This window comes from Micromonospora terminaliae, from assembly GCF_009671205.1.
Lineage (GTDB): Bacteria > Actinomycetota > Actinomycetes > Mycobacteriales > Micromonosporaceae > Micromonospora > Micromonospora terminaliae.
Map to the genome: position 1 here is coordinate 5259412 of NZ_CP045309.1, position 26111 is coordinate 5285522.

Below are 26111 nucleotides of genomic sequence, written 5' to 3' on the forward strand. Positions count from 1 at the left end.
TGGGGAACGGGGTCCGTCGAGGAGACCTCGACACCCGTCACTCTAGGGAGCGGGGCCAGCCGGAGTCGGCCCGCAAACGCGGGCAGAAGCGACAGATTGCCGATTGATGTAACGAAATTGTCTTGATCGACGCTTTTGGCGACCTCCGCAATGGAGGGAGACCGGCCCCGCCGACCACCGTGGGCAGGCCGCCGGGTCCGGCGGTTGACAGTTCGACGCCCTGGGCCATGCTTGTCGGGTGAGCTCGTTCCCGAAGCCCGATGCGCGGGCCAAGGCCGTCGTCGCGTCGCTGGCGGCGGTGACGGCCCTCGTGACGCTGGTGGTGTGGCGCCCGGCCGGCATCCTGTCGGTGGTGCTCGCCTTGGTCTGCGTGCTGCTCGGCATGATCGCCGGGGTGACGGTCGCCGCCGCGCGGCAGGCGCCGCCCCGGGCCGACGCCCCGGCCGACGCAGCGGGCGACGACTGGCCGGTCCCCGCCGCCTACGGGGTGGACGCCGACACGCTGGAGGCCATCGACCCCCGGGCGGTCCGGCAGCTCCGCACGCCGGCCGGCGGCTACGCGGGTGACGCCGACACGTTGGAGGCGCTCGACCCGCGGGCGGTCCGGAACCTGCAGGCCGGCGGCGGTCACCCGGGCGACGCCGACACCCTGGCGGCACTCGACCCGCGGGCGGTGCGGCAGCAACGGGCCGCGAACAGGGTCAGCGACCGGTGAGGGTCGGCGCGGCGAGCGCGTCCACGCCCCGCCCCGCCAGGCACCGGAAGGTGCGGTCCAGGCCCGTCCCGGCCGGCGGCAGCACCTCCAGGTTCCAGCCGGTCACCTGCCGGATGCCGCTGGCCAGCTGAAACGTGCTGACGCTGCAGACCTGCTGCACGGCCGGGTCGGCGATCACCGCGTCGTGGCCCGCCCCGGCCAGCGCGGCCGGCAGGTCACCCTCGGCGTAGGTCTCCCACGTGTGCCGGCCGTCGCAGGGCACCCGGGTCGCCTCGGCCCGGTCGCGGCGCAGGCGTACCGGGCCGTAACACTCCAGTTCGGACGTGCAGTGGGCACCCGCCGGCAGCCGGACGTCGCCCGCCGCGCAGCCCGGCGGCACCTTCCGCTCCGACGGCTCGACCGCCCCGCTGGCCACCGGTGTCGGCGACACTACGGTCGGCGCGCCGTCGGCCAGCCAGGCCCCGGCCGCGGCCGAGGCGGCGAGCGCGAGCACCCCGGCCCCGCCGAGGAACCAGCGCCGGGGCCAGCGCCGGTTCCGGGTCGGCACGGTGGGGTGGGCGTCGTCCGTCGGCGGGCGCGGGCTCGGCTGGCCGGTGCGGCTCAGCGGGTGACCGCTGGGTCCGCCGCTGAACGGACGCCCCGGGTAGGGCGCGCCGCTCGCCGGCCCGGCGCCCGGGTCCAGCGGGAGCGCGGCGAGCATGCCGCCCAGCTCGACGGCGGACGGACGCTCGCCCGGGTCGTTGGACATGCCCAGCCGCAGCACGTCGACCAGCTCGTCGGGCACGCCGGGCAGGCCGGGGATCGGCTGCTGGAACATCTCCAGCACGGTGACCAGGCTCGGGTTGCGCTCGGACTGCCAGCGCGGCGGGCGGCCGTGCATCACCGCGTAGAGGGTGGCGCAGAGCGCGTAGACGTCGACGGCCGGGCTGGGCGGGCTGTGGCTGAACATCTCCGGCGGCGCGTAGGCCGGGGTGAGCACCTCGAGGGTGACCGAGGCGTCGCGCACCTCGGCCAGGACCGCCAGCCCGAAGTCGGCCAGCACCGCCGGGTTGAAGTGCGAGTAGAGGATGTTGGCCGGCTTGACGTCCCGGTGCAGCACACCGGCCGCGTGCGAGTGGGCCAGCGCGTCGGCGATCTTCACGCCGAGGTCGCGGGCCTCCACGGCGCCCAACGGGCGCCGCCGCATCCGCTCGGCGTACGAGCCGTCGCAGAGCTCCATGATCAGGTAGGGGTGCTGGTCGACGGTGACCCCGACGTCGAAGAGGTCCACCACGTGCGGGTGGGAGGACATCTTGCCGGCGGCCCGCGCCTCGCGCAGGAAGCGCGCCTGGTCCCGCTCGCTGTCCAGCGTGCGGTTCTCCACCTTGACCGCGACCTCGCGCCCCACCGAGATCTGGGTGGCTCGGTACACGGTGGCGTAGCCGCCCCGGGCGAAGACCTCCAGATCGGTCAGACCGGGCACGATGGGCAGCCGCAGGGCGCCGGGCGGGGTCTCGGTCACGACTCGAAAATACCCAATGGTTCCGGTCGCTCAGTGCACCGAGTCGGTGGCCGGAACCGGGCCCGGGCCCGGCGCGGTGTCGTCCGCCGCAGCCGGCCGGCCCCGCCCGGTGGCCGCCCGGCGGGCGTCCCACCACAGGCCGACGGCGGTCGCGGCCGCACCAAGACCCTCCCAGGCGGCGACGCCGAAGAACCGGCCGGGCGCGATGTCGGAGAGCACCGCGATGCTGAAGACGGTGAAGGTGACCAGCCGGAACCAGACGGTGAACCGGTAGAACGGCCGCCACTCGGTGGCCACCGCGAGCAGGTAGTAGACGCCCATGTTGAACGAGGCCATCGAGGACGCGGTCAGGAACGTGCCGGTGTAGTCACCCGGGGCGCGTTCGGCCGGCACCTCGAAGCCGAGCAGGCGGAGCTGGGTCTCCGGCCAGATCAGCCCCAGCGCGCCGAGCAGCAGCGCCAGGAGCCCGAAGACCGCCATCGTCCAGCCGGCGCCCGAGCGCGGCAGCCTCATCGTCCCTCCCCACCCGCGGCCGATGTCGTGGCCGGCCCTCGCCACACGCTAATCGCCCCCTCCGACGGACACATCCCCGGAACCGGCAGAACCAGAGGCGGGATCAGCTCCGGGCGGGACGGACGCGGCGGCGGGATCAGCCGCCGGTGAGGCGGACGCGGAGCTCGTCGGCGACCGCCCGCTCACTGCGCTGCTCGGTGGCGTACGCCAGCCGCACCGCCTCCTCGGCGCTGGCCAGCGCCTCGGCCGGGCGGCCGCAGGCGGCGAGCGCCTCGGCCAGCACCATCCGCGCGATGACCTGGCTGCGCACGTCCTCGGCCGGTGCGGACACCGCCCGCTGCGCCCAGTCCAACGCCTGCTCGCGCTGGCCGTGGGCGAGCAGCGCGGACGCGTACCGGGCCATCGTCTGCCGACGGGAGAAGAGTAGCGACGGGGTGTTGGCGGCGGCGGTGGCGACCGGTGCGAGCAGTCCGACCGCGGTCGCGGAGTCGCCCGCGGCGAGCCGGGCCATGGCGAGCAGCACCCGGGGCGCCACCTGGGCGGGGGCCTGCGGGTTGTGCGGCTCCACGGTGGTCAGCACCGAGCGGGCCTCCCGCTCGGCAGTCCCGGCGTCGCCCATGTCGAGTGCCACGAAACCGCGCAGCGTCCCGGCCATACCGGTGAGCAGCGGGTGCGCCGTGCGGTCGGCGTACGCGAGGGCGTCGCTGAGCAGGTCGGCGGCGTGCTCGGGCTCGCCCAGCCCGCGCGCCACCACGCCGCGCACCACCAGCGCGAAGCCCTGCCCCCAGTCGTCGCCGACCTCGGCGAACTCCCGGTACGCCCGGCGGGCCGCGCGGTCCGCCTCGCCCAGCTCGCCCAGCTCGGCGGTGGCGTACGCCTCGACCGCGCGGAGGGTGCCCACCGCCCACGCCTCGCCGACCCGTTCGCCGAACGGCAGGAACACCTGCGCCATCCGGCACGCCTCGCGGAGCCGGCCGGCGAGCAGCCGGGCGAACGCCGTGGTGCCGCGCAGCCACGCCCGCCCGTACGGGTCCTTCAGCTCGGCGAAGAGCCGGGCGGCCCGGCCGAGCACCGCGTCGGTGCCGGCGAAGTCGCCGCGGGTGGTGGTCACCCAGGCCAGGTTCTGCAACGACCAGGCCTGCCCGCGCGGATCCTTGGCGGCGAGGCTGACCTGGTAGGAGGCGGCCAGCCGGCTGCTCGCCTGGCCCAGCCGGCCGGCGATGAAGTCGGCCATGCCGAGCCGGCGCATCGCCGAGGCGCGCATGGTGGGCAGGTTGGCGGCCGTGGCCACCTGCAACGCCTCCTGCCAGCTGCGCTCGGCCCGGTCGGCCTCGCCCAGGGTCTGGTGGGCCTGCCCGGCCAGCAGCAGGGCGCTCGTGCGGGTGGCCGCCGCGTCACCGGCGTTGGCGGCGATCTTCTCGGAGAAGGCGAGCGCGTCGGCCGGGCGGCCGATCTGGAGCAGCGCCCGCGCGTGGACCACCCGGTCGGCCAGCGGCAACCCGTCGCGGGCCAGCTCGGCGGCACGTTCGGCGTACTCGACGGCCATCGCCGGCTCCCCCGACCGCAGCGCGCGGCGGGCGGCCCGGCCCAGCGCGGCCACGCCGAGCGGGGCCACCGCCCGGGCCGGCGCGTCCGGGCGGAGCTTGACCGCGTCGGCGAGCGCGGCGGCGCGCTCGACGTGCTCGGCGACGAAGTCGTCCCGGGCGGACTCGGTGAACCCGCCGGGCGGGGTGGCGGCCCCGTCGACGCTCTCCGGCGCGGCCCAACGGGCCAGCGCGGCGTGCCGCTCGGCCAGCTCGGCCTTGCTCACCCCGGCGTACGCGGCCTCCCGCATCAGCGGGGTGGCGAAGGCGAAACCGGTGCGCGTGCGGTGCAGCATGCGGCGTTGGAGCAGCTCCTCCACGGCCCGGTCCAGCTCGACCGCGGCCACCGCGGCGGGCCGGCCGTCCCGCCCGACGCGCTGCTCACGCAGAGCCTGCAGGGCGCCCTCGGGCACGGTGTCGCCGACCACGGCGGCGTCCCGCAGCACCGAGCGGGCGTCCGGCGGCAGCGCGTCGATACGCGCCGCGAGCACGGCGGCCAGGTCGCGGGAGAGGAGCCGGCTGCCCAGCGAGCCCGGCGCGAGCCGCCAGCCGACGTTGGCGTCCCGCCCCGGACCGGCGGTCAGCGCACCGCGCTCCATCAGCAGGGTGACCAGCTCGGCCAGGTAGAACGGGTTGCCCTGGGCGGTGGCGAGCAGCCGGTCCACGTCGGCCGGCGACAGCTTGCCGCCGCCCAGATAGCTGGTGAGCAGCCGGGACGCGTCGGCGCCGCGCAGCGGCGGCAGCGCGTGCACCTCGGCGTCCGCCACCCGGGTCAGCGCGCCGGCGGTCCGTACCAGCTCGGGACGGCCGAGCAGCAGCACCAGCACCGGGCCCGCGAGCCGGTTGAGGGTCAGCGCGAGCGCCTTGATCGTCTCGGCGGTGGCGTCGTGCAGGTCGTCGACCACGATCACCAGCGGCGCCTCCCGGGCCAGCGCGCTGAGCAGTCCGGCGACCGCGTTGGGCACCGCCTCGGCGTCCGGCGGCGGGGAGGCCGCGTTCCACTCGCCGTTCTCGGTGGCGGCGGGGAGTTCGGCGTACCCGAGCAGGGCCAGGAGCTGGTCGACGGCGAGCGGGGGCAGCTCGCCGGGGAGCCGGCCGAGGCGCTGCCCGAGCCGGCGCAGCCGCTCCTCGACGGCCGGCCGGGTGAGCGCCGTGGCGGCGTCGTTGGGCAGGCCGACCGCCGCCCGGACCAGGTCGGCCAGGGGCGCGAGCCGGCGCCGCTCGCCGAACGCCGCGCAGCGGACGGAGAGGACGCGGGCGCCGGTGTGCGCGGCGTACCGGCCGGCGCCGACGTCGTAGCCGGCGGCGAGGCGCTCCACCTCGGCGGCGAACCGGGACTTGCCGATGCCCGCCTCGGCGGTCATCAGCAGCACCCGGGGCTCGCCCCGGTCGATCACCTCGGCGAGCCGGCCGGCGACGCGGCCGATCTCGGTCTCCCGGCCCACGAAGGGCGCCTCGTCGCCGAGGCCGGACCGGGTGCCCGGCGCGTCCAGCAGGCCCAGCAGCTCGTACGCCTCGACCGGCTCGCGCTTGCCCTTGAGGCGCAGCGGCCGCAGCGCTCGCCAGGAGGCGACGTGCCGGGTGGCGGCCGAGGTGCGGGCGCCCGCGTAGACGGCGCCCACGGCGGCGGCGTCGGCGAGCCGGGCGGCCGTGTTCACGGTGTCGCCGATGACCGTGTACTCGATCGCGGCCTGGATGCCGGCGATCACGTCGCCGGTGTTCAGCCCGACCCGCAGGCCGAGCGGCGCGCCGCCGCCCCGCTCGTCGTCGAGCACCCGGCGGACCGCCCGCTGCATCGAGAGCGCGGCGCGGACGGCACGCTCGGCGTCGTCCTCGTGTGCCACCGGCGCGCCGAAGACCGCCATGATCCCGTCGCCGGTGAGCTTGTCGACGTGCCCGCCGAAGGTCTTGACCGCGCCCGCCAGGGCGGCCAGCACCCGGTCGGTGACGGCACCGACCCGTTCCGGGTCGAGGTCCTCCGACCAGGAGGTGAAGTCGGAGAGGTCGCCGAAGAGCACGGTGACCACGCGCCGCTCGGCGGCGGGCAGCGTGGCGGCCGCCGGCAGGGCGGCACCGCAGTTGTGGCAGAACCGCGCGCCGGGCACGGCGACGGTTCCACACACCGGGCAGGTCACGGCTGCTCCAACTCCGCTCCCCCGGCGCCGGATTCCCGGGGGGTCACCCCGAGGTACTCCAACTGGGCCCGCACCGACCACTCGGCGGCCCACCACAGCGACCGGTCGACGTCCGCGTAGACCCGCTCGACCACCTCGAGCGCGGTGGTCGCGCCGGCCGCGACCGCCGCGCGGACCTGGTCGAGGCGGGCCCGCCGGTGGGCCAGGTAGAACTCGGCCGCCACGCCGCAGTCGGCCAGCGCCGGGCCGTGCCCCGGCAGCGCCGGGACCCCCCGGTACGTGGCGAGCAGCTCCAGGCTCGACAGGTAGTCGCCGAGGTGGCCGTCCGGGTGGGCGACCACGGTGGTGCCCCGCCCCAGGATGGTGTCGCCGGTGAGCACGACCTTCTCGTCGCCGTGCCCGACCAGGAAGCAGACCGAGTCGGCGGTGTGCCCGGGGGTGGGCAGCAGGCGGATGTCCAGGCCGGCGTCGAGCGGGGTGTCCGGGGTGAGCGGCGTGCCGCCCACGGTGTGCGCCGGGTCGACGGCGAGGACCGGCGCGCCGCCGAGCAGCTCACTGAGCCGCGGGGCGCCCTCGGTGTGGTCGGCGTGCCCGTGGGTGATCAGCACGAGGCCGACCGGGCCGTGCGCGGCGAGCGCGGCCAGGTGCTCCTCGTCGGCCGGACCCGGGTCCACCACCACGGCCCGCTCGGCGCCCGGGGCGCGCAGCACCCAGGTGTTCGTGCCGTCGAGCGTCATCGGCCCGGGGTTCGGGGCACGCACCAGCGTCACCCACCCCGGCAGCTCGTCCGCGAGCGCCCCTGCGGCTCCGGTCACAGGCCCCATGGCAGCGATCGTACGACCCCGCGCGCCAGTCCCCGCGATCTTGCGGTGCCGCCAGGGGTTATGTCCCTTTGCGGGCGCGTCTGCCCACCGGCATCCGCAAGATCGCGGGTACGCAGCGTCAGGCGACCTCGACGATGACCTCGACCTCGACGGGGGCGTCGAGTGGCAGTTCGGCGACACCCACCGCGCTGCGGGCGTGCCGGCCGGCCTCGCCGAAGACGGCGCCGAACAGCTCGGAGGCGCCGTTGACCACGCCGGGCTGGCCGGTGAAGCCGGGTGCGCTGGCCACGAAGCCGGTCAGCTTGACGATCTTGACGACGTTCTCCAGCCCGACCAGCGAGTCGATCGCGGCGAGCGCGTTCAGCGCGCACCGCTGCGCCAGGTCCTTCGCCTGGTCGGCGGAGACGCCGTTGCCGACCTTGCCGGTGGCGAGCAGCTTGCCCTCGTCGATCGGGAGCTGGCCCGAGACGTAGACGTGCTGGCCGGACTGGACGGCCGGCACGTAGCTGGCCAGCGGCGACGCCACCTCGGGCAGGGTCAGGCCGAGTTCCGCGAGCTTCGCGTGCGGTCCGTTGCTCATGCTGTGCCGTCCTTCGTTCGCGACTGCGGGGCTCGCAGGCCCGGCTCACTCCTCGCGCTCACGGGTCAGCCCTTCGGACGCTTGAGGTAGGCGACGAGCTGCTCCGGGTTCGGGCCGGGAACCACGGAGACCAGCTCCCAGCCGTCCTCGCCCCAGTTGTCGAGGATCTGCTTGGTCGCGTGGACCAGCAGCGGGACCGTGGCGTATTCCCACTTCTGCATCGAGTCAAGGCTCCCTTGCCTGGCTTGGACTTCGGTCAGGCACAGCCTACGGTCCGGTGCCGCTACGGGGACGCGGGACGCTGCTCCGGCGCAGCGGACGGCTCGCCGCACGGGCCCGCGTGCTCGTACCGCTGGGGGCACCGGGTGCGGTCGGGCAGCAGCAGGTCGCAGAAGACCCGGTGGCGGTTGTTCTGGTCGTCGGCCGTGGAGACGGTGGTCTCGCCGGCGTCCAGCTCGCCGAGGAAGCCCAGCGAGGTGGCCACGGTGCCGGCGAGCGCGGTGGCCGCCGCCAGGTCGGGGACCCGGACGGGCAGGTGGATGACGTACCCGGGCTCCTCCTCGTCGCGACCCCGCCCGGCCGGCCGGACCAGGGTGCGGTGCACCTCGGTCGGCGGCCGGTAGGACCGCTCGTTGACCGGCGCACCGGTGCCGGGACCCTCCGCGTCGCCGGGCCGCCCCGCCCGTTCGCCGGGGGGAAACTGGGCTCGGGGAATGTTCTCCGCGTCGCGCATCCGCTGCCTCCGGGCCTCGTACCGTTCACCGTCACCACCAACCGGCTCGGAACTCCTCGCCGGTCCGGCCCCCGCGTCGCGACGAACGTAGGACCTGCCGGGAGTCCCGGCAACGGGACGCGCACACCCGATCACCTCCAGTCACATATGCGACACATTCCCGGTCCGGAAAGCGGCGGCGGGTTCACGTCCGGCCCGGCGCGGCGGGGCGTACGCGGGGCAGGCAAGCCGCCCGCCGACCGCTACCCTTCCGGTCTGGGCGAGCGCCCCTGCTCGCCCGCCACGCTCGATCACGTGTCCGTCGCCTGGGGCGGCGTCGGCGCGCCGCACCCCGGGGGAAGACATGACCCAACCGCCCATCGGTGGCGCCGCCGGTTCGCCGGAAGGTCCCACCCACCCGGAGCCGCCTGCCGGCGCCGCGCCGGCGCCCGGCACCCCGCCGGCGCCCGGCTACCCGCCGTATCCCCAGCCGGTGGCACCGAAGAAGCGGCGCGGCCTGCTGATCGCCTCGATCGTGCTGGGCGCGGCGATCCTGCTCTGCGGCGGTGGCGGCACGGCCGCCTTCCTCACCCTGAGCCAGGCCGAGGACGGCCAGGGCGCCAAGGAGCCGACGGTCGCGGTGGACGGCTTCCTCACCGCCGTCTACAAGGACCAGGACCCCCGCGCGGCGGCCACCTTCGTCTGCTCGGCGTCCCGCGACGACAAGAAGATCGCCGCCAAGGTCGCCGAGGTGCGGAAGTACGCCGGGCAGTACCAGAACGCGCGGTTCCGCTGGACCACCCCGAAGGTGGACAACCAGACCGGCGACCGGGCCTCGGTCAGCACGAGGGTCACCATGACCACGGCGGACGAGAAGGTGGCCGACCAGGAACTGCGCTTCACCGTGGTGCGGAAGACGGGTTGGTGGGTCTGCGAGGTCGCCTGAGCGCGGTGGCTGGATAGGCTCGACGGGTGGCAGCGATTGAGCAGCCGGCCGAGTCCGCCGGCAGATGGCCGGCCCGCCTGCACGTGGTGACCGGCAAGGGCGGCACAGGCAAGACCAGCGTGGCCGCGGCGCTGGCCCTCGGGCTGGCCGCCGGCGGCCGGCGCACCCTGCTGGTCGAGGTGGAGGGGCGGCAGGGCATCGCCCAGCTCTTCGGCACCGACCCGCTGCCGTACGAGGAGCGGCACCTGACCGACGCCCCGGGCGGCGGCGAGGTGCGTGCCCTGGCGGTGGACGCCGAGGAGGCGCTCCTCGAGTACCTGGACATGTTCTACAAGCTCGGCGCGGCCGGCCGGGCGCTGCGCAAGCTGGGCGCCATCGACTTCGCCACCACCATCGCCCCGGGCCTGCGGGACGTGCTGCTCACCGGCAAGGTCAAGGAGGCGACCACCCGGACCAGCGGGCAGCGCCGCGCGTACGACGCGGTCGTGCTGGACGCGCCGCCGACCGGGCGGATCGGCCGCTTCCTCAACGTCACCGCGGAGACCGCCCGGCTCGCCAAGGTCGGCCCGATCAAGACCCAGAGCGACGGGGTCTCGGCGCTGCTCCGCTCGCCGATGACCGCGGTGCACGTGGTCACGCTGCTGGAGGAGATGCCGGTCCAGGAGACGGTCGACGCGATCGCCGAGCTGACCAAGCTCGGCTTCCCGGTCGGCCGGGTGATCGTCAACGGGGCCCGGCCCCCGGTACCGGCCGGCCGCCCCGTCACGGCCGCCGAGCTGAAGCGCGGGCTCGCCGCCGCCGGCCTGCCGACCGACGCCCGGACCGTCGCCGGCCTCGCCGCCGAGGCCCGTGACCAGCAGGTACGCCGGGAGCTGGAGGACTCGCTCCGCGCCGACCTGGTGGAGCTGGGCCTGCCCCTGGCCGAGCTGCCGCTGCTGCCCGGCGGGGTCGACCGGGCGGGGCTGGAGACGCTCGCCGGGACGCTCGTCCGGGCGGATTGACTCACACCTGCGGCCGGCACGGAGCAGAGAGACCCTCGAGACCGATACGCTCGATTGGTGCCTTCCGAAGACGCGGCGCCCCCGCTGGACGTCGACCAGATCCTCGCCGATCCCGGCGTACGGATCGTGGTCTGCTGCGGGGCGGGCGGAGTGGGCAAGACGACCACCGCGGCGGCGCTGGCCCTGCGGGCGGCCGAGCGGCACGGCCGGCGCACCGTGGTGCTCACCATCGATCCGGCCCGCCGGCTGGCCCAGTCCCTCGGCCTGACCGAGCTGGACAACACCCCGCGCCAGGTCAAGGGCATCGACGTCGAGTCCAGCGGCGGCCAGTTGCACGCCATGATGCTCGACATGAAGCGCACCTTCGACGACGTGGTGCTCCAGCACACCGATCCGGCGAAGGCGGCGGAGATCTTCGCCAACCCCTTCTACCAGGCCATGAGCTCCACCTTCGCCGGCACGCAGGAATACATGGCGATGGAGAAGCTGGGTCAGCTGCACGCGCGGGGCGAGTGGGACCTCATCGTGGTGGACACCCCGCCGTCCCGCTCGGCGCTCGACTTCCTGGACGCCCCGGCCCGGCTCTCCCGCTTCCTCGACGGGCGCATGCTGCGGCTGCTGCTCGCCCCGGCCCGCAGCGGCGGGCGGAGCATGTTCAGCTTCGTGACGGCCAGCTTCGGCATGTTCTCGAAGGTCGTGCAGAAGGTGATCGGTGCACAGCTGCTCACCGACCTGTCCGGCTTCGTGGCCGCGCTGGATTCGATGTTCGGCGGCTTCCGGCAGCGGGCCGAGCAGACGTACCGGATCCTCCAGGCCCGGGAGACGGCGTTCCTGCTGGTCGCGGCGCCGGAGCCGGACGCGGTCCGGGAGGCCGCCTACTTCGCGGGCCGGCTGCGGGCGGAGCGGATGCCGCTGGCCGGCCTGGTGCTCAACCGGGTGCATCGGCCGGCGGTGCCGGACCTGTCCGCGGCGGACAGCCTGGCCGCCGCGGAGCGGCTGGCCGGCGCGGGCGGGCACGAGACCACCGCCGAGGTGCTGCGGGCGCACGCCGCGCTGGCCGAGCAGGCGGCACGCGAGGAGCAGGTGGCGGCCCGGTTCACCGGGGAGTTCCCGGCGGTGCCGGCGGTGTCGGTGACGGCGCAGCCCGCCGACGTGCACGACGTCGACGGGCTGCGGACGATCGGCGAGGCGATCAGCCGGCGCTGAGCGGCGCGGCCGACCGGCGCGTCGGTCAGTTGGCCGTGGTCACGAGGACCTTGTCCCGGCCGGTCTTCTCCTTGGCGTTCTTCTTCATGGCCGCCTCGAACATCTTGCGCCAGCTGGTGACCTGCGGGTGACGCCGCAGCAACGCCCGGCGCTCGCGTTCGGTCATGCCACCCCACACACCGAACTCGATCCGGTTGTCGAGCGCGTCGGCCAGGCACTCGTACCGAACTGGGCAGCTCCGGCAGATCCTCTTCGCCACGTTCTGTTCGGCGCCCTGTACGAACAACGCGTCCGGGTCCCCGTTCTGACACGCCGCCAGTGACGGCCAGTCAGTGATCATGCCCATCTGTACACGTCCCCCCTTGCAGTACCTACCGACTACGCGCGACCAGCCGTCGAATTCCCCCCTTGTCGTCCGGGCCGGCCTCCCCAGGGCGGCGCGGACGACGTGTGGCTGCTGTCGCCGCCACCATCATGCTGTGTAGTCGCCCGATTACGCAACGTTGTCGGCGAAATCCATCATTCCGGACACTCCCGGCTTCCCGGGCTTTCGCCCGCCGTCTACCCCGCCGGAGTAGGTGAAAACGCCGCGCCACTCCTCCGTTCGGAGGAGACTTCTGCCAGGTTTCACGCAACCACGCACCGGGGTTCGTGCGTTTAGCACAACGAGGCCGGCGCGCGCAGGAAATGGGGAAAGTTCCCCGCGCGCCCCTCGTTCCCTACTCGCGTACCCTGTCGAGGTGACCTGGATGCGGAAACGTGACCACAACGTGCTGACCAACGCCGCATCGCTACTCATCTGTGGCCTGTTGGCCGGCGTGGTGGTCGCAGCGGCGGCCTTCCCCGCGGTGGCGATGTCCGGACTGGCCGCGAAGGCCGGCGCCGAAACCTTCGGCGCGCTCCCCACGGAACTGACGGTGGCGCGGTCTCCGCAGATCACCTACCTGATGGCCTCCGACGGCAAGACCCCGCTGGCCACCATGTACGACGAGAACCGGCGCGACGTGAAGCTCAAGGACATCGCGCCGATCATGCAGAAGGCCATCATCGCGGCCGAGGACCACGACTTCTACAAGCACAACGGCGTGGACCTCAACGGCGTGGCCCGGGCGTTCGTCAACAACCAGTCCGGGACGAACTCGCGGCAGGGCGCCTCCACGCTCACCATGCAGTACGTCCGCCTGGCCATCTCCTACTCGGCCACCCACCCGGCCGACGTGGTCGCCGCGACCGAGGACACCAGCGCCCGCAAGCTGCGCGAGATGCGCTACGCGCTCCAGATCGACAAGGAGCTCTCCAAGGACGAGATCCTGGAGCGCTACCTGAACATCGCCGCCTTCGGCAACGGCGCGTACGGCATCTACGCCGCCAGCCAGGTCTACTTCAACAAGCCGCCGAGCCAGCTCGACATCCAGGAGTCGGCGATGCTCGCCGGCATGGTGAAGGCGCCGACCGCGTTCGATCCCACCACCAAGGTCGGTTACCCCCAGGCAGTCGACCGGCGCGACTACGTCATCGACAACATGGTGCAGATCGGCGCCATCACGAAGGAGCAGGCCGACCAGGCCAAGAAGATCCCGCTGAAGGTCAAGAACAAGCGCACCCCGAACGGCTGCGTCGCCACCAACACCCGCTCCTGGGGCTTCTTCTGCGACTACTTCTACCGCTGGTGGCTCCAGCAGGAGACCTTCGGCGCCACCTCGTACGACCGGGAGCGGCGGCTGAAGAGCGGTGGTTACACCATCACCACCTCCCTCGACGTGCAGGCACAGAAGGGCGCCGACAAGGCGGTCCGCAACCAGCTGAGCGAGGACGCCACGGCCGCCCGGATGGTGGCCGTCATCGAGCCGGGCACCGGGCGGGTCCGCGCCGTCGCGGTCAACCGGAACTTCAAGCTCGACGACCCGGACCACCCGCAGAACAAGATCTCCAGTGACCCGAGGAAGGCCAAGAAGAAGATCCGGGGCAGCCGGCCGAACACGGTCAACCCCCTGATCAGCGGCGGTGGCGGCATCACGGGCTACCAGGCCGGCTCGACCTTCAAGATGTTCACGCTGGTGGCGGCCCTGGAGAAGGGCTACCCGCTCAGCTACACCATCAACGCGCAGCCGCAGTTCAAGTCGGAATACATCATCGACTCGGGCAACCCGGCCGCCTGCAAGGGCACGCACTTCTACTGCCCGCAGAACGCCAACCCCTCGATGGCGGGCGTGCACAACATGTGGAGCGCCTTCGGCGCCTCGGTCAACACGTTCTTCGTCGAGCTCCAGCAGCGGGTCGGCGCGGAGAACGTGGTGAAGGCCGCGCAGAAGCTCGGCATCACCTTCCGGGCGTCCAACGACGCCACGTTCGCCGCCAACAAGGACGCCGCGCACCAGTGGGGCGCGTTCACCCTGGGCGTCTCGCAGACCACCCCGCTGGAGCTGGCCAACGCGTACGCCACGCTGGCGGCCGACGGGAAATACTGCGAGCCGATCCCGGTCCAGGAGATCCGCGGCCCGGACGGCGAGAAGCTGGACATCGCCAACCCGCGCTGCGAGCAGCGGATCAGCACGCAGGTGGCCCGGGCCGCCGTGGACGCGGCGCGCTGCCCGGTGGGTGACCACTCGTCGACCTCGAAGTGCAAGAACGGCACCGCGGGCAACGTCCGCGGCATCGTCAACGCTCCGGTCGCCGGCAAGTCCGGCACCACCGACGGGGACAAGACCTCCGCCCTGGTCGCCATGACCAAGCAGTACGCGGTGGCCGGCATCGAGGCCGACCCGGACTGGCCGCAGACCAACCAGCGGATGAGGCACAACGAGGTGGCGTGGGGCATCAACCCGGCGGTCTACCAGACGCTGCGGGACGCCATGAAGGGCAAGGAGCGGATCAACTTCACCCCGCCGAGCGGCAAGATCATCGAGGGTGACCAGCGCTCCATCCCAAGCGTGAAGTGCGAATCCATCGACACCGCCAAGTCACGGCTGCGCGGTGCCGGCTTCGAGCCGGTGGTCGCCACCCAGAAGACCCCGTCGGAGTGCCCGGAGGGCACCGCGGCCGGCACCAGCCCGGACGGGCGCACCATCAAGGGCGGCGTGGTGACCATCGAGGTCAGCGCCGGCGGCGGCCAGCCGAAGCCCGGCACCGGCACCGGCCCCGGCGGGCCGGTGGTCCCACCGCCGCCCAACCAGGGCCGCCCGGGCCGACCGCGCGGCTGATCCTGACCCGGAACGTGCCGACGGCGGCCAACCTCCCATGGGGGTGGCCGCCGTCGGTCTGTGCCGGCTTGTGCGTCCCTCCCTCACCGCATCCCACAACTCCGTAATAGAGATTGCCGTGGATGGCCCATCCCTTGTCGGGAACACCAGGAGGCGGTAGAAAGATCGAACACGGCGTGGCCGTCGGGTGATCGACAGTGACGGCCCACAAGCGTTTCTCTACGGGGGTAGGAACGTGACGCATGGAGGTTTCGCGCTGCTCGGTTCGCTGGAGGCATGGGATCGCGCCGGCGGCCTGGCCATTGGTGGCACGCGCACAAGGTGCATCCTCGCCGCGCTGCTGTTGGAGAGCGATCGAGTGGTTTCGGTCTCCCGGCTGGTCGAAGCAACCTGGGATGATCCACCCGGTAGCGCTCGGGTCCAGGCACAAAATCGGGTCGGCAGCCTACGCCGGTTGTTTCGCACCGTGACGGCAGGCCCGCAGATCCAGACCGCCGGCACAGGCTATCTGTTGAGCCTGGGAGAGTGGGAACTCGACCTGCACCGCTACCACCAGGAGATCGCCCACGCCGATGCCCTGGAGCGTGAGGGCCGCATGGCTGAGGCGAGCGACGCTCTACGTACCGCCCTGAATCTGTGGCGTGGGGCCGCCCTGGACGGTCTGCCGACGTCCGCACTCCAAGCCACCGCCATGCAACTGGAGGAACACCGGCTCGGCACGCTTGAGCGGCACCTCCATCTCGACCTCGGGCTGGGCCGCCATCGGGAGCTCATACCCGACCTGACCACCCTGGTCGGCGCCCACCCCTACCGGGAGGGCCTCCATGCCCTGCTGATGCTGACGCTCTACCGCTCCGGCCGGCAGACGGAGGCACTGCAGGCCTACCACCGGGTGCGCAAACTGCTGAACGAGCAGATCGGCATCGAGCCCGGCGAGCGCCTGCGAACGCTGCACGAGTCCCTGGTACGCGGTGAGGACGCGTCTGTTCCCCCGCCAGGAGCGCGAGACCTCGAGCAGGTGACCGTCCAGGCCGCAGTCGTGCCCTGCGAGCTACCACCCGACATCACCGGGTTCACCGGCCGGGCGCACGCCCTGTCGCAGTTGGATCGCCTGCTCGAGGCGACCGGGAGCCAGCCGGCCGCGATCATCACCGGTACGGCCGGGGTCGGCAAGACCGCGCTGGCCGTGCACTGGGCGCGCCGCGCCGCGTCGCATTTCCCCGACGGGCAGATCCACGTCGATCTGCGCGGGCACGCAGCAGGTCCGTCGCTCTCCGCCAGCGAGGCGTTGGGCATGCTGCTGCGTTCACTCGGTGTGCCACCGGATCGGATGCCGGCAGACCTTCATGCGGCCGCGCCCCTGTATCGGTCGACGCTCGCCGGGAAACGCATCCTCGTCGTCATCGACAACGTGCGTTCTTCCGAGCAGGTGCGCCCGCTGCTGCCGGGCAGCCCGGGATGCCTCCTCCTGGTCACCAGTCGCAACCGGCTCACCGGTCTGGCGGCCCGCGACGGCGCCAGCAATATCTGCCTGGACGTCCTCGCCCCGACGGAGGCGGTCACGCTGATCGAAACCCTGCTCGGGGAGGATCGGGTGCGTGCCGAATTCGACGCCACAGTCGAGTTGGCGGCTCTCTGCGCTCACCTGCCGCTGGCACTGCGCATCGTGACGGCGCAACTCAACCAGCGGCCCGGTCGCCGCATCGCGGATCTGGTGACGGAGTTGCGAGCCGAGAATCGACTCGCGTTCCTGGCCGCCGACGACGACGACGAAACCGCGGTCCCGATCGCGCTGGACCGCTCGTACAACGCCGTGGCGCCGGCCGCCCAGCGTCTGTTCCGTTTGCTTGGGGCGTTGGCCAGCGACGACTTCTCGGCCAACTCGATCGCATCGCTGACCAATGACGATCCGGCGAATGTGCTACTCCTGCTGGACCGGCTCGCCAGCGCACACCTGATCGAGGAACGCTCACCCGGCCGATTCAGCTTCCACGGGCTGCTGCGCCTGTACGCCCGGGACCGCGCGGCAGCCTGGCACGGTGGGGCGTAGGCGGGGTAACACCGGTTGCCAAGCCAGAACGGCTGCCGCTGCCGTCCGAGCTGGATGTCGTCCGCGAACGCTGAGACGCTTCCAGCTCAATATCGGAGCCCCAATGCGTCGACCCGCCCGGCCGGGCAGACCCCGGACGGACGGGTCGACGTGGGCCGCCGGTCAGACCGGCGACAGCTCGCAGCGGTTGGTCATGGTGTTGCCAGCCTTGGTCCATACCGGCCAGTGGATCCAGTCCGCCGTCTGCGGACCGTACTCGCCGTCCTCCGCGATGCCGGCGCCGTATGCCGAGTTCGCCCGCCGCTGGACACCCAGGACAGCCGCCTTCGTCTGCGGTCCGAACTCGCCGTCGATGCCGATGCTGTATCCGTGGCAGTAGCGCAGCGCGCGCTGGAGCACGGTCACCGCGTCATTGTTGTTGCCGCTCTTGAGCTGACACGTCAGCCGACCCGTGTGGTAACCGACGCTCGGGATGTGCTGCACGTACGACGTGCTGTACGTCGTGTCGTAGGTCGACCAGCTCGTGCAGGTCGAATACGCGGCCTGGGCCGGAGTGGCGCCGGCGACGGCGATTCCACCGCCGACCAGCGCGGCGACCACCAGAGACTTCAACGCTCGCATGAGAGTTTCCTTTCGACTGATCAACAGGACGACGCCGAGCTGATGCGCACCTTGTCGACGATTCTGCTCGTTTCATAAGCGATGCTGTTGGATTCCAGGCAGTTCGTCTGACCGTTCGTGTAGTGCAGGTGGATCACATCGTCATTGCGGGTGTTGACGATGTACTTCGCGCCCTTGGCTCGCGAACTGAGGGTCTGCCAGGTCGATGTCACATCCTGGTAGGCCGCCGTAGGCGAACTGTTCCAGAAATTCGCCTCGGTCAAATAGAAGCACACTCGCGGGTAGACGCACCCGTACATGCTGCTGGCCGAGGCCGGGGACGCCGGCGCAAAGGCCAGACCAACCCCCAGCGCAAGTGCGCCTCCTAGCGCAGATACTCGCTTTGTTTCCATACACTCCTCGATCCTGCTGACGATTCGCCAGCGTCGGCCGCCCGCCGACTCGACACTTCCGGAGCCGGCAAAAGAGACGCTCCCAGCCGTATCCATCGATCCATCACAGATCTTTCACAGCGATTCCGGGTCACCGACGAACGTCGCCGACGGTAAGTTCCTCGACACCTGAACAGATCGACATCAGTGATTTGGGGAGGAACTATGCTTCCACAAAGCCGGCGACGAAGAATGACAGCTCTGGGTACCGCACTCGCGATGACCGTCGCGCTGGTCGCCTCCAGCCCGGCCATCGCCGACGCCCGCACGAAGACGCCCCCCAAGCCGACCAGCGGCAGCGCGGCGAGCGCGCCGAGCGCCGCTGTCCCCGCGCCGGACCGGGCGCGGGTGCTCGGCGAGGCGTGGCGAACCTCGACCGATCGGGCCTGGACGACCGCGGGCGACGCCGACGGACTTCACCTGCTGATCGCCGACGAGTCAAGCGGCTACACCTGGCGGACGGTCGCCACGCTCTCCGAGCCTGGGTTCGAAGCCGACCAGTGGATCGGCAACGCTTGCCTGACCGCGTCCGGACGCCGTGCCGTCGTCGTCTACGCCCCCCGGACGTTCACCAACAAGCCCGACCTGTTCGATCGCGGTGGCTTCTCCGCGCTGGTGGACCTAACCACCGGGAAGGTGCGGAAGCTTGCCGTGCAGTCGTCCCTTGCCTACTTCAACCCAGGTTGCGGTGCCGGCGAGGAAGCGGTCCTCACCCAGGGCGATGAGGGCGTCAAGCGCACCCGCCTGCTGCGGGTCGACACGTCGAACGGTCGGATCAAGCAGCGCATTCCCGTCAAGGGCCAGCTCACCTCCGCCGTACCCGCCGCCGGCGGGATCGTCGCGGCCGACCGCGGCGCGCTGGTCCGCGTGGACGCCAAGGGCAACCGTCGTCTGCTGGTCCGCACGTCGAGTGTGCCGTTCCGGGTCGCTCCCGATGCGGCCGGCGGTGTGGTCTTCATGGAACGCGACAAGGCGGAGCGGGCGGTGGTTCATCGGGTTGCCCCGCCTTCAAAGGGTAGGAGCGCCAGCTCAGCGACCAGGTTGGCGGTCGGCGGACTGACCGACGTGGACGTGACGACCGGTCGCGGCGGGCGGGTCTTCGTGACCGGCGCCCCGCAGTCCACCGCTCCCGGCGCCTCGGCGAGCGTTCGTCTGCTCGACGTACCGGCCGGATCGCGGATCTCAACCGAGGGACGGCTCGCGCTCACCTCCGTGCGATCCAGTGCCTCGGTCAGCGCGAGCAGCGCGGCCACCGGACAGGACGCGGTGCGGAAGGTCGACATCTCGGCTCGCGCCACGTCCACCGGTCGGTCCGTCAGCTTCCGCGCCGATCCCGGGCAGGGGCCCGCCACTGCTGACAACCGCGCCGCCGGACGGGCGCTGAGCCCTGCCGTCATGGCGGGGAAGCCAGCTGGCGCCGGCGCCCGAGTGATGGCAGCGGATCCGAACAACCCCGCCGACTTCAACGAGCGCTACTGCTCGGTGCCGCGCAACGATCCCGCCAACCAGGCCATGCAGCCCAAGCCCCGTCAGGTCGAATGGGCGGTCGACCAGGCAGTGCGCGGCGTGTTGAACGTCAACCGTCCGGCGAACTGGAAGAACCTCAACATGCCGGCGTACACCCCGCAGGGGCTGTTCCCCTCCGTCCAGTTGGTGACGGGTGGTGTGGTGCCAGCCCAGGTGATGCTGGGGATCGCGGCGCAGGAGTCGAACCTGTGGCAGGCGGCGCGGTTCGCGGTGCCTGGCGTGACTGCCAACCCGCTGATCGGCAACTACTTCGGTCTTGACATCTACAACGACAGTACGGCCGACGACTGGTCGATCAACTGGGGCCACGCGGACTGCGGTTACGGCGTCATGCAGGTGACCGATCACATGCGGCTCGCCGGCAAGGAGAAGGGCCCCGAGGACACGGCCTGGCCGTACCAGAAGCAGCGGGCCGTCGCCCTCGACTTCGCCGCCAATATCGCGGCCGGGCTGCAGATCCTGCAGACGAAGTGGAACCAGGTGAACGGGAACGGGCTGGTCATCAACAACGGTGACGCGTCGAAGATCGAGAACTGGTTCTTCGCGGTGTGGGCCTACAACTCGGGCTTCTACCCGAGCCAGGGCGACGACACGCCGTGGGGAGTGGGCTGGTCGAACAACCCGGTCAACCCGAAGTACCCGGCGAACCGTAAGCCGTTCCTCGACGAGACATACGCCGACGCCGCCCACCCACAGGACTGGCCGTACCCGGAGAAGGTGATGGGGTGGGCCGGCCATCCGGTAGAGGTCCTGGAGGCGCCCGACGTCCTGGTGGCTGGCTACCGGCCGGCGTGGTGGAACGGTGACAGCAAAACCGGTCCCGAGCGTCGACGCCAGGTGAAGCCCCCGCTCACTCAGTTCTGTGACCAGAGCAACGACTGCGAGCCCGGCGCGTTGCACTGGCCCGACGCGCCCGAGGTGCGGGGCGAGCCGGCCGGCCCGTGCGCCCACCAGGACGCCTCGGGGCGCTACGACCTGCTCTGCTGGTATCACCAGCCGAGCACCTGGAAGACAGACTGCGACCTGACCTGCGGAAATGAGCTGTTGCGATTCGACCCGGGCTACGCCTACCAGGACGATGGGACGGCCTACCCGCCCCGGTGCGACCTCTCCGGCCTGCCCTCGAACGCTCGCGTCATCGATGACGTCTCGGACAGCACCCCCTCGATCCGCCCCTCCTGCCCGCGGACCTGGACCAACAGCGGAAGCATGACGCTGAGTTTCGTCAACGACGGGTACGGCAACTATCCCGGCAAGATCGACACCCATCAGATCGGTGGGGGCTTCGGTGGGCACTTCTGGTTCACCCACACCAGGACCAGCGGGGACACCGGCGGGAAGCTCCAGGTCAACGCCACCTGGAAGCTGAACACCTCATACAACGGGCCGATGAAGGTCTTCGTGGCTCTACCCGATCACGGAGCGCACACCAAGCTCGCGCGATACGTCGTGACCACCGCCCAGGGCCAGCGGGAGCGGCTCGTCCGGCAGCCGGGGACAGGTAACCGCTGGGTGTCCATCGGCGCGTTCATGTTCAACAACATTCCCCAGGTCAGCCTCAGCTCGGTCACTCCGGACGGAGACGGCACCCAGGACATCGCCTTCGACGCGGTCGCCTTCGCCCCGATCGCGGGCACGTTCAAGGAGGAGTCCGTCGAGGCGGTCGCCGTCTTCGACGAGGACCAGAACATCGACGCGGCATCCACGATGAGTTGGCTGACCGGTCCGCTGGGCAGCCGACAGAACCTGTACGACTGGGGCATGGAGCAGACCGGCGGCATCCTGGCCCTGCCGGCATGCCCGGCGTCGGGCGACTGCGCCGCCGCCTCGGTGCGAACCTTCGCGCAGCAGTGGCGGGACCAAGTCACCGGAGCCGGCACCGATCCGGTCAACCACCCCCAGGGCCTGAGCATCGGCCGCTGGATCGGCTTCGCCCAGCCCTACACGGACAGGCCGACGAGCAACAGCCGGCCCGCTCACTTCGACAACGACGACCGGATCAAGATCAGGTCGAAGGCCACCGTCTCCTTCGTGGCCGACAGCGGGGGGAAGGTCATTCCGGGCAGTGAGTGGGTCGAGTACACGCACCGAACCGGCAACACCCATCTGCCGGAGTTCGTGATGAAGTTCTTCGACGCCGTCAAATCCGCGTACGGGATCGCCCCGCCCAACCTGACCTACCGAATCAAGGATCTCAACGCGCACAACGGCGCCTACACGACCGCCAATCCGGCCACCAACGGCATCCTCCCCGGCCGGGCGTACGCGACCGCCGGGAAGGCGCCGTCTCTGGTCGACTCGGCCGGAAACCCCACGCAGACCAATGCCACCTGCGTTGCCGCGCTACAGGTGTCCGGCGGATCGATCGGCTACCGGCCGATGCTGGGCGAGGACGGCCCGGACTCGGCGATGTCGGCCTACGTGAACCGGCTCGGTGACAGCGGCGCGGTGCCGGACAAGGTACGCGATCTGGCCGAGGAGATCCGCGAGCTGTTCTTCGACAACGGGCTCCCCGGAATCGACGGCAGCGCTTTCACCCAGGCCGCGCCAATCTGGCAGGAGCTCAATTTCAAGGCCTGCTCGGATGGCACTGTCAAGCAGAACAACCGGCCAATCCTGCGGGGCAGCTGGATGCCCGACCAATACCTCTACCACAATGGCATTGCAATGACCCAAACCGGAGCATCGACCACGAGCAAGGGCCCGCTGTGGACGGGGAACTTCAAGAACTTCAGCCAAACCCCGGACCCGAACCAGACCTATCCCCTCTGGCCCAACGCCTACGGAGTGTGCGACGCGGCGACGGACCGGTCGGGCAATCCCTGGGACATGTCTCCGCTACCCACTCCGGAGGATCCCGGAATCAATCCAGCCACTGCGCACTTCTGCGTCGACAAGAACCTCGCCCGCGACCCTTCACACAGTAACTGACATTGAAGCGGGCCAGCAGGAAGGCTGGCCCCTGGTAAAGTGATCGGATGGCCGCGTTTGCGCTCGTCTGGTTCATTCTGGTGCCAATAGGAATCGCGTCGGTCGTAGTGGCATCACTGCCACTACGACCGACGCGACTGCGTTTCGGCGTCCTGGCCGCGCACTTCCTGGCGTCGATCGCCCTGATCTTTTCCCTGGGCGAGCCACGCGCACTTTGGGTGATCGTCTTCGGCACCGGCCTGGTGATCTCGGCCACCCGGATCGGGATTCTCCTGACCAACGCGGTCAGGAGAGAGGGCACCTGAGGAGGGGGCAACGCCCTGGAGGTTCAGAGCCCGAGCTGGCGGCGTACCTCCGCGGCGACCCGGCCGCCCTCGGCCCGGCCCGCCACCGCGGCCTGGGCCGCCTTCATGGCCGGGCCCATCTGCGCCTTGCCGGTGAAGCCGCCCGCGGCGAGCGCCCCCGAGACCAGCTCGGCCAGCTCGTCGTCGGAGAGCTGCCTCGGCAGGTAGCGCTCCAGCACCTCACCCTCGGCGGTCTCCTTGCCGGCCTGCTCCGCGCGACCCGCGTCGGCGAAGGCGGTGGCCGCCTCGCGGCGCTTCTTCGCCTCCTTGGTCAGCACCGCGAGCACCTCGTCGTCGCTCAGCTCGCGCTTCTCCCGGCCGGCGACCTCGGCGTTGCCGACGGCCGCGAGGGCCATCCGCAGCGTGGAGGTGGTCAGCTCGTCGCGCGCCTTGAGGGCGGCGCGCATGTCGGCGGTGAGGCGGTCCTTCAGCGTGCTCATGGACGGTCAAACTACCCTGAACGCCATGCGAAAGCGCACACTATTCCGGCTCGCGGCCGGGACCGTCGCCGCCGGGGCGGCCACCCTGGCGTACGCGTCGCTCATCGAGCGCAACATGTTCACCCTGCGCCGGTACGACGTACCGGTGCTCCCGACCGACGCCGAGCCGCTGCGCGTACTGCACCTGTCGGACCTGCACATGATGCCCGACCAGCGGCGCAAGCAGGACTGGGTGGCCTCGCTGGCCGCCCTCGACCCCGACCTGGTGGTGGTCACCGGGGACAACATGGCCCACCCGGACTCGGTGCCGGGCGTGCTGCGCGCCCTGCAACCGCTGCTCGACCTGCCGGGCGCCTTCGTCTTCGGCTCCAACGACTACACCGGGCCGGTCCTGAAGAACCCGTTCACCTACTTCCTGCCGGACCGGGAGTACACCGAGGGCGTGCCACTGCCGTACGAGGAGCTGCGCGACGTCTTCACCGGCGCCGGCTGGGTGGACCTCAACAACGCGCGGACCACCCTGAAGGCCGGGGGCCGGGAGATCGAGCTGGTCGGCGTGGACGACCCGCACATCGAGCGCGACGACTACGCGGCCGTGGCGGGGCCGGTCAGCACGGGCCCGGCGCTCTCCATCGCCCTGGCCCACTCCCCGGAGCCCGCCGTGCTGGACCGGATGGCCGCCGACGGCTTCGGGCTCCTGCTCGCCGGGCACACCCACGGCGGGCAGGTCTGCGTGCCCGGGTACGGCGCGCTGGTCACCAACTGCGGGTTGCCCCGGTCGATGGCGCGCGGGCTGCACCGCTGGCCCGGCTCCGACTCCTGGCTGCACGTCTCGGCCGGCCTGGGCACCCACCCGACGGCGCCGGTGCGCTTCGCCTGCCCCCCGGAAGCAAGCGTCCTGACGCTGATCCCTCGCTGATCTTGGTACGAAGCGGCCCTCACCGGGGCCGGTGACCACCAAGATCCGCGGCGGGGTCGGCGCGGGGGATACCGAGTTTGACCGTCGGAGCGGGTGGGCTACTATTTGTCGGCACGCCTCGGGGTGTGGCGCAGCTTGGTAGCGCGCTTCGTTCGGGACGAAGAGGTCGTCGGTTCGAATCCGGCCACCCCGACCAGAGGTAACAGCAGGTCAAGGCCCCTCCACGGAGGGGTCTTGATTCGTTCCGGCGGATGATCGTCCGGCCGAGGGCAGCCACCGATGCAGCGCCCCGCGATCCGGATCACAAGCAGCCCTTCGGCCCCGGTCTCAAAGAACCGCCGGTCCAGCCCTCAGATATTTCCTCGGTTCGGTGCAACCGTGGCGTCGCTCTGCTGCGTGAGTGGGAGGAGCAGCCTCCGAGGAGAGTGGGTCGGCGTGACAGAGGAGGACTACCAGGCGTTCTACGCATCGACCTTCGCCCGGTTGGTCGGTCAGGTGTATCTGCTGACCGGCGACTTCGCTGAGGCGCAGGACGCCGTTCAAGAGGCGTTTGTCCGAGCCTGGAGCAGACGTCGCCGGTTCGCCGACGGGGACGAGCCGGAGGCGTGGATCAGAACAGTCGCCCGCCGGGTCGCGGTCAGCCGTTGGCGTTCCGCACGGTCCGGGTTGGCGGCCTGGCGACGGCGCGGGCCGGTCCAGCACGTGCCTGCGCCCGGCGTGGAGACTCCGCTGATCGTCGCGGCCCTGCAACGTCTGCCCGAGGAGCAGCGACGCGCCATCGTGCTGCACCACCTGTGCGATCGGTCGGTCGAGCAGGTCGCCGCGGAGATGGGCGTGCCATCCGGCACGGTCAAGGCCCGGCTGTCGCGCGGCCGGACGGCTCTGCGACAGATCCTCGACGAGGCGGACGCCTCGCATCAGTGGAGCCGAACGGGGTCCGGCTCCACACCCCACGCGGGCGAGCCGCGGTCCGGCACACCGGGCCGTTCCGACCGACCGGACGACATCACGACCTTGGAGCGTCGTCATGCCTGAACGCCACAACGTCGACCGAGAGAGCCGCGGCCTCGACAGCCACCTGGAAGGTTCGCTGCCCGGCCTGGACACCATGCTCCGGGACGCGGCCGGCGACGCGGCGCGCCGGGCGATCGTGCCGTCGTACGACCTGGTCCGGGGCACGGCGCGTGGCCGGCGTACCGCGCGGGTCGCGACGGCCGGGGTGTTCGGGACAGTGCTTTTCCTGGTGATCGGGATGGCGGCGGTCACCGGCGCCGGGCCGGGCCGGCACGAGGACCGGCCGCCGGCCGCGTCGGCCACCACCCTCGACCCGTCGTTGCGTGGGTACTGGACAAGGATCCCGATCCTGACCTGGACGCCGGAGGCGAGCCGCGAGGCGTCCGAGGTGTCGTCCACGAACGAGTTCCTTACGGCGGTGTTTTCCGCGCTTGCCCCGGGGGATCACGACTATTCAAACCTCCCGGATCTGCGGAAGCTCTTTCCCGACGCTCCGACCGGTGGCCCGGCCGTCGCCATCCATCAGTCGGTCACGAGAGCCGAACTGGAGCGCGCCGCCGCCAACCTGCGCAAGCTCGACGGCGTGCAGGACGCGCGGGTCGTCGAGGTGCGAGGCCTGTGGTTCACCGTGTCGGCCACCGCCCCCGCCGCCTCCGGCAGCGGGCTGCCCCCGGTCATCGACGTCACCGGGACCGGCGCCAAAGGCTCCGCGAGCGGGCAACGCCGGGACGCACAGAACCGTTGGGTGATCTGGGTACGCGCCACGTACTTCGGACCGGCCATCGACCGTGCCACCTTCGACCTGCTCCGCACCCGGACCGCCGAAGCCGTGCACGTCGATGTCTCGCAGGTGGTGGTCACGGCGGAATCGTCCGTCCGGAAGCCGAAGCCGACGACGAGCTGACGCTGGCGTGGGCC

21 protein-coding genes, 1 tRNA gene and 1 pseudogene are annotated in these 26111 nt (G+C 71.6%); 12 read left to right on the plus strand and 11 right to left on the minus strand.

What is annotated here, in order from left to right; all coding sequences use genetic code 11:
- The first annotated feature begins 238 nt into the window (after nucleotides 1-238).
- Nucleotides 239-715, plus strand: a complete 477-nt coding sequence (locus GCE86_RS24165; protein WP_154229042.1) for a hypothetical protein — start codon at nucleotides 239-241, stop codon at nucleotides 713-715.
- Here GCE86_RS24165 and GCE86_RS24170 read toward each other — a convergent pair.
- The 7 genes from GCE86_RS24170 to GCE86_RS24200 all read right to left on the minus strand — a co-directional run bounded on the left by GCE86_RS24170 (nucleotide 702) and on the right by GCE86_RS24200 (nucleotide 8584).
- Nucleotides 702-2216, minus strand: coding sequence for a serine/threonine-protein kinase (locus GCE86_RS24170; protein ID WP_154229043.1), 1515 nt, complete (start codon nucleotides 2214-2216; stop codon nucleotides 702-704). The two genes, GCE86_RS24165 and GCE86_RS24170, sit on opposite strands and share 14 nt — an antisense overlap.
- 30 nt (nucleotides 2217-2246) lie before the next feature.
- Nucleotides 2247-2729 (minus strand): hypothetical protein, encoded by a 483-nt coding sequence (locus GCE86_RS24175; protein ID WP_154229044.1) that lies wholly within the window; start codon nucleotides 2727-2729, stop codon nucleotides 2247-2249.
- Between the two features lie 136 nt (nucleotides 2730-2865).
- Complete coding sequence (locus GCE86_RS24180; RefSeq protein ID WP_154229045.1) at nucleotides 2866-6447, minus strand: adenylate/guanylate cyclase domain-containing protein; 3582 nt, start codon at nucleotides 6445-6447, stop codon at nucleotides 2866-2868.
- A complete protein-coding gene (locus tag GCE86_RS24185) occupies nucleotides 6444-7271 on the minus strand; it encodes an MBL fold metallo-hydrolase (RefSeq protein ID WP_154229046.1) in 828 nt (275 codons plus the stop codon). The genes GCE86_RS24180 and GCE86_RS24185 overlap by 4 nt, the downstream gene beginning before the upstream one ends.
- Before the next feature lie 118 nt (nucleotides 7272-7389).
- Nucleotides 7390-7851 carry a RidA family protein gene (locus GCE86_RS24190; RefSeq protein WP_154229047.1) on the minus strand — a complete coding sequence of 154 codons (462 nt, stop codon included), beginning with the start codon at nucleotides 7849-7851 and terminating at the stop codon, nucleotides 7390-7392.
- Nucleotides 7852-7916: 65 nt separating this feature from the next.
- Nucleotides 7917-8072 (minus strand): Sp36 family protein, encoded by a 156-nt coding sequence (gene sp36, locus GCE86_RS24195; protein WP_013289021.1) that lies wholly within the window; start codon nucleotides 8070-8072, stop codon nucleotides 7917-7919.
- A 62-nt stretch (nucleotides 8073-8134) separates the two neighbouring features.
- Nucleotides 8135-8584 carry a hypothetical protein gene (locus tag GCE86_RS24200; RefSeq protein WP_154229048.1) on the minus strand — a complete coding sequence of 150 codons (450 nt, stop codon included), beginning with the start codon at nucleotides 8582-8584 and terminating at the stop codon, nucleotides 8135-8137.
- Between the two features lie 343 nt (nucleotides 8585-8927).
- On the opposite strand from GCE86_RS24200, the gene GCE86_RS24205 reads away from it, so the two are divergent.
- Genes GCE86_RS24205 through bagB form a run of 3 tightly spaced genes read left to right on the plus strand, consistent with a single transcriptional unit; the run spans nucleotide 8928 to nucleotide 11716 of the window.
- On the plus strand, nucleotides 8928-9509 hold the full coding sequence (locus tag GCE86_RS24205) for an Rv0361 family membrane protein (protein WP_154229049.1): 582 nt from the start codon (nucleotides 8928-8930) through the stop codon (nucleotides 9507-9509).
- Between the two features lie 26 nt (nucleotides 9510-9535).
- Complete coding sequence (bagA, locus tag GCE86_RS24210) at nucleotides 9536-10510, plus strand: ATPase BagA (RefSeq protein WP_154229050.1); 975 nt, start codon at nucleotides 9536-9538, stop codon at nucleotides 10508-10510.
- A 54-nt stretch (nucleotides 10511-10564) separates the two neighbouring features.
- Complete coding sequence (bagB, locus tag GCE86_RS24215; protein ID WP_204343306.1) at nucleotides 10565-11716, plus strand: ArsA family ATPase; 1152 nt, start codon at nucleotides 10565-10567, stop codon at nucleotides 11714-11716.
- A gap of 25 nt (nucleotides 11717-11741) precedes the next feature.
- On the opposite strand, the gene GCE86_RS24220 is transcribed toward bagB, so the two are convergent.
- Complete coding sequence (locus tag GCE86_RS24220) at nucleotides 11742-12062, minus strand: WhiB family transcriptional regulator (protein WP_154229052.1); 321 nt, start codon at nucleotides 12060-12062, stop codon at nucleotides 11742-11744.
- A gap of 403 nt (nucleotides 12063-12465) precedes the next feature.
- On the opposite strand from GCE86_RS24220, the gene GCE86_RS24225 reads away from it, so the two are divergent.
- The gene (locus tag GCE86_RS24225) at nucleotides 12466-14916 is read left to right on the plus strand and encodes a penicillin-binding protein (RefSeq protein ID WP_154229053.1); all 2451 of its coding nucleotides are present in this window, start codon (nucleotides 12466-12468) and stop codon (nucleotides 14914-14916) included.
- Nucleotides 14917-15103: 187 nt separating this feature from the next.
- On the plus strand, nucleotides 15104-16966 hold the full coding sequence (locus tag GCE86_RS24230) for an AfsR/SARP family transcriptional regulator (RefSeq protein WP_244317051.1): 1863 nt from the start codon (nucleotides 15104-15106) through the stop codon (nucleotides 16964-16966).
- A 162-nt stretch (nucleotides 16967-17128) separates the two neighbouring features.
- Here GCE86_RS24230 and GCE86_RS24235 read toward each other — a convergent pair whose 3' ends face one another.
- Both GCE86_RS24235 and GCE86_RS24240 read right to left on the minus strand, forming a co-directional pair.
- Entirely contained in the window at nucleotides 17129-17587 is a 459-nt protein-coding gene (locus GCE86_RS24235) for a peptidoglycan-binding domain-containing protein (protein ID WP_154229054.1), read from the minus strand.
- Between the two features lie 20 nt (nucleotides 17588-17607).
- Nucleotides 17608-17979 (minus strand): hypothetical protein, encoded by a 372-nt coding sequence (locus GCE86_RS24240; protein ID WP_154229055.1) that lies wholly within the window; start codon nucleotides 17977-17979, stop codon nucleotides 17608-17610.
- Nucleotides 17980-18237: 258 nt separating this feature from the next.
- Between GCE86_RS24240 and GCE86_RS24245 the strand changes: the two genes are divergently transcribed.
- Together GCE86_RS24245 and GCE86_RS24250 are read left to right on the plus strand one after the other, a co-directional pair.
- Entirely contained in the window at nucleotides 18238-22476 is a 4239-nt protein-coding gene (locus GCE86_RS24245) for a golvesin C-terminal-like domain-containing protein (RefSeq protein WP_204343307.1), read from the plus strand.
- A 47-nt stretch (nucleotides 22477-22523) separates the two neighbouring features.
- Nucleotides 22524-22781, plus strand: a complete 258-nt coding sequence (locus tag GCE86_RS24250; RefSeq protein ID WP_154229057.1) for a hypothetical protein — start codon at nucleotides 22524-22526, stop codon at nucleotides 22779-22781.
- A 23-nt stretch (nucleotides 22782-22804) separates the two neighbouring features.
- On the opposite strand, the gene GCE86_RS24255 is transcribed toward GCE86_RS24250, so the two are convergent.
- On the minus strand, nucleotides 22805-23260 hold the full coding sequence (locus tag GCE86_RS24255; protein ID WP_154229058.1) for a GatB/YqeY domain-containing protein: 456 nt from the start codon (nucleotides 23258-23260) through the stop codon (nucleotides 22805-22807).
- Nucleotides 23261-23285: 25 nt separating this feature from the next.
- On the opposite strand from GCE86_RS24255, the gene GCE86_RS24260 reads away from it, so the two are divergent.
- The 4 genes and pseudogenes from GCE86_RS24260 to GCE86_RS24275 all read left to right on the plus strand — a co-directional run bounded on the left by GCE86_RS24260 (nucleotide 23286) and on the right by GCE86_RS24275 (nucleotide 26097).
- Complete coding sequence (locus tag GCE86_RS24260) at nucleotides 23286-24179, plus strand: metallophosphoesterase (RefSeq protein WP_154229059.1); 894 nt, start codon at nucleotides 23286-23288, stop codon at nucleotides 24177-24179.
- 119 nt (nucleotides 24180-24298) lie between these two features.
- Nucleotides 24299-24375: transfer RNA gene (locus GCE86_RS24265), tRNA-Pro, on the plus strand.
- Nucleotides 24376-24614: 239 nt separating this feature from the next.
- Nucleotides 24615-25088 (plus strand): annotated as a pseudogene (locus GCE86_RS32195) (SigE family RNA polymerase sigma factor); the annotation flags it as partial.
- Nucleotides 25089-25206: 118 nt separating this feature from the next.
- Entirely contained in the window at nucleotides 25207-26097 is an 891-nt protein-coding gene (locus GCE86_RS24275) for a hypothetical protein (RefSeq protein WP_154229061.1), read from the plus strand.
- Nucleotides 26098-26111: the final 14 nt, after the last annotated feature.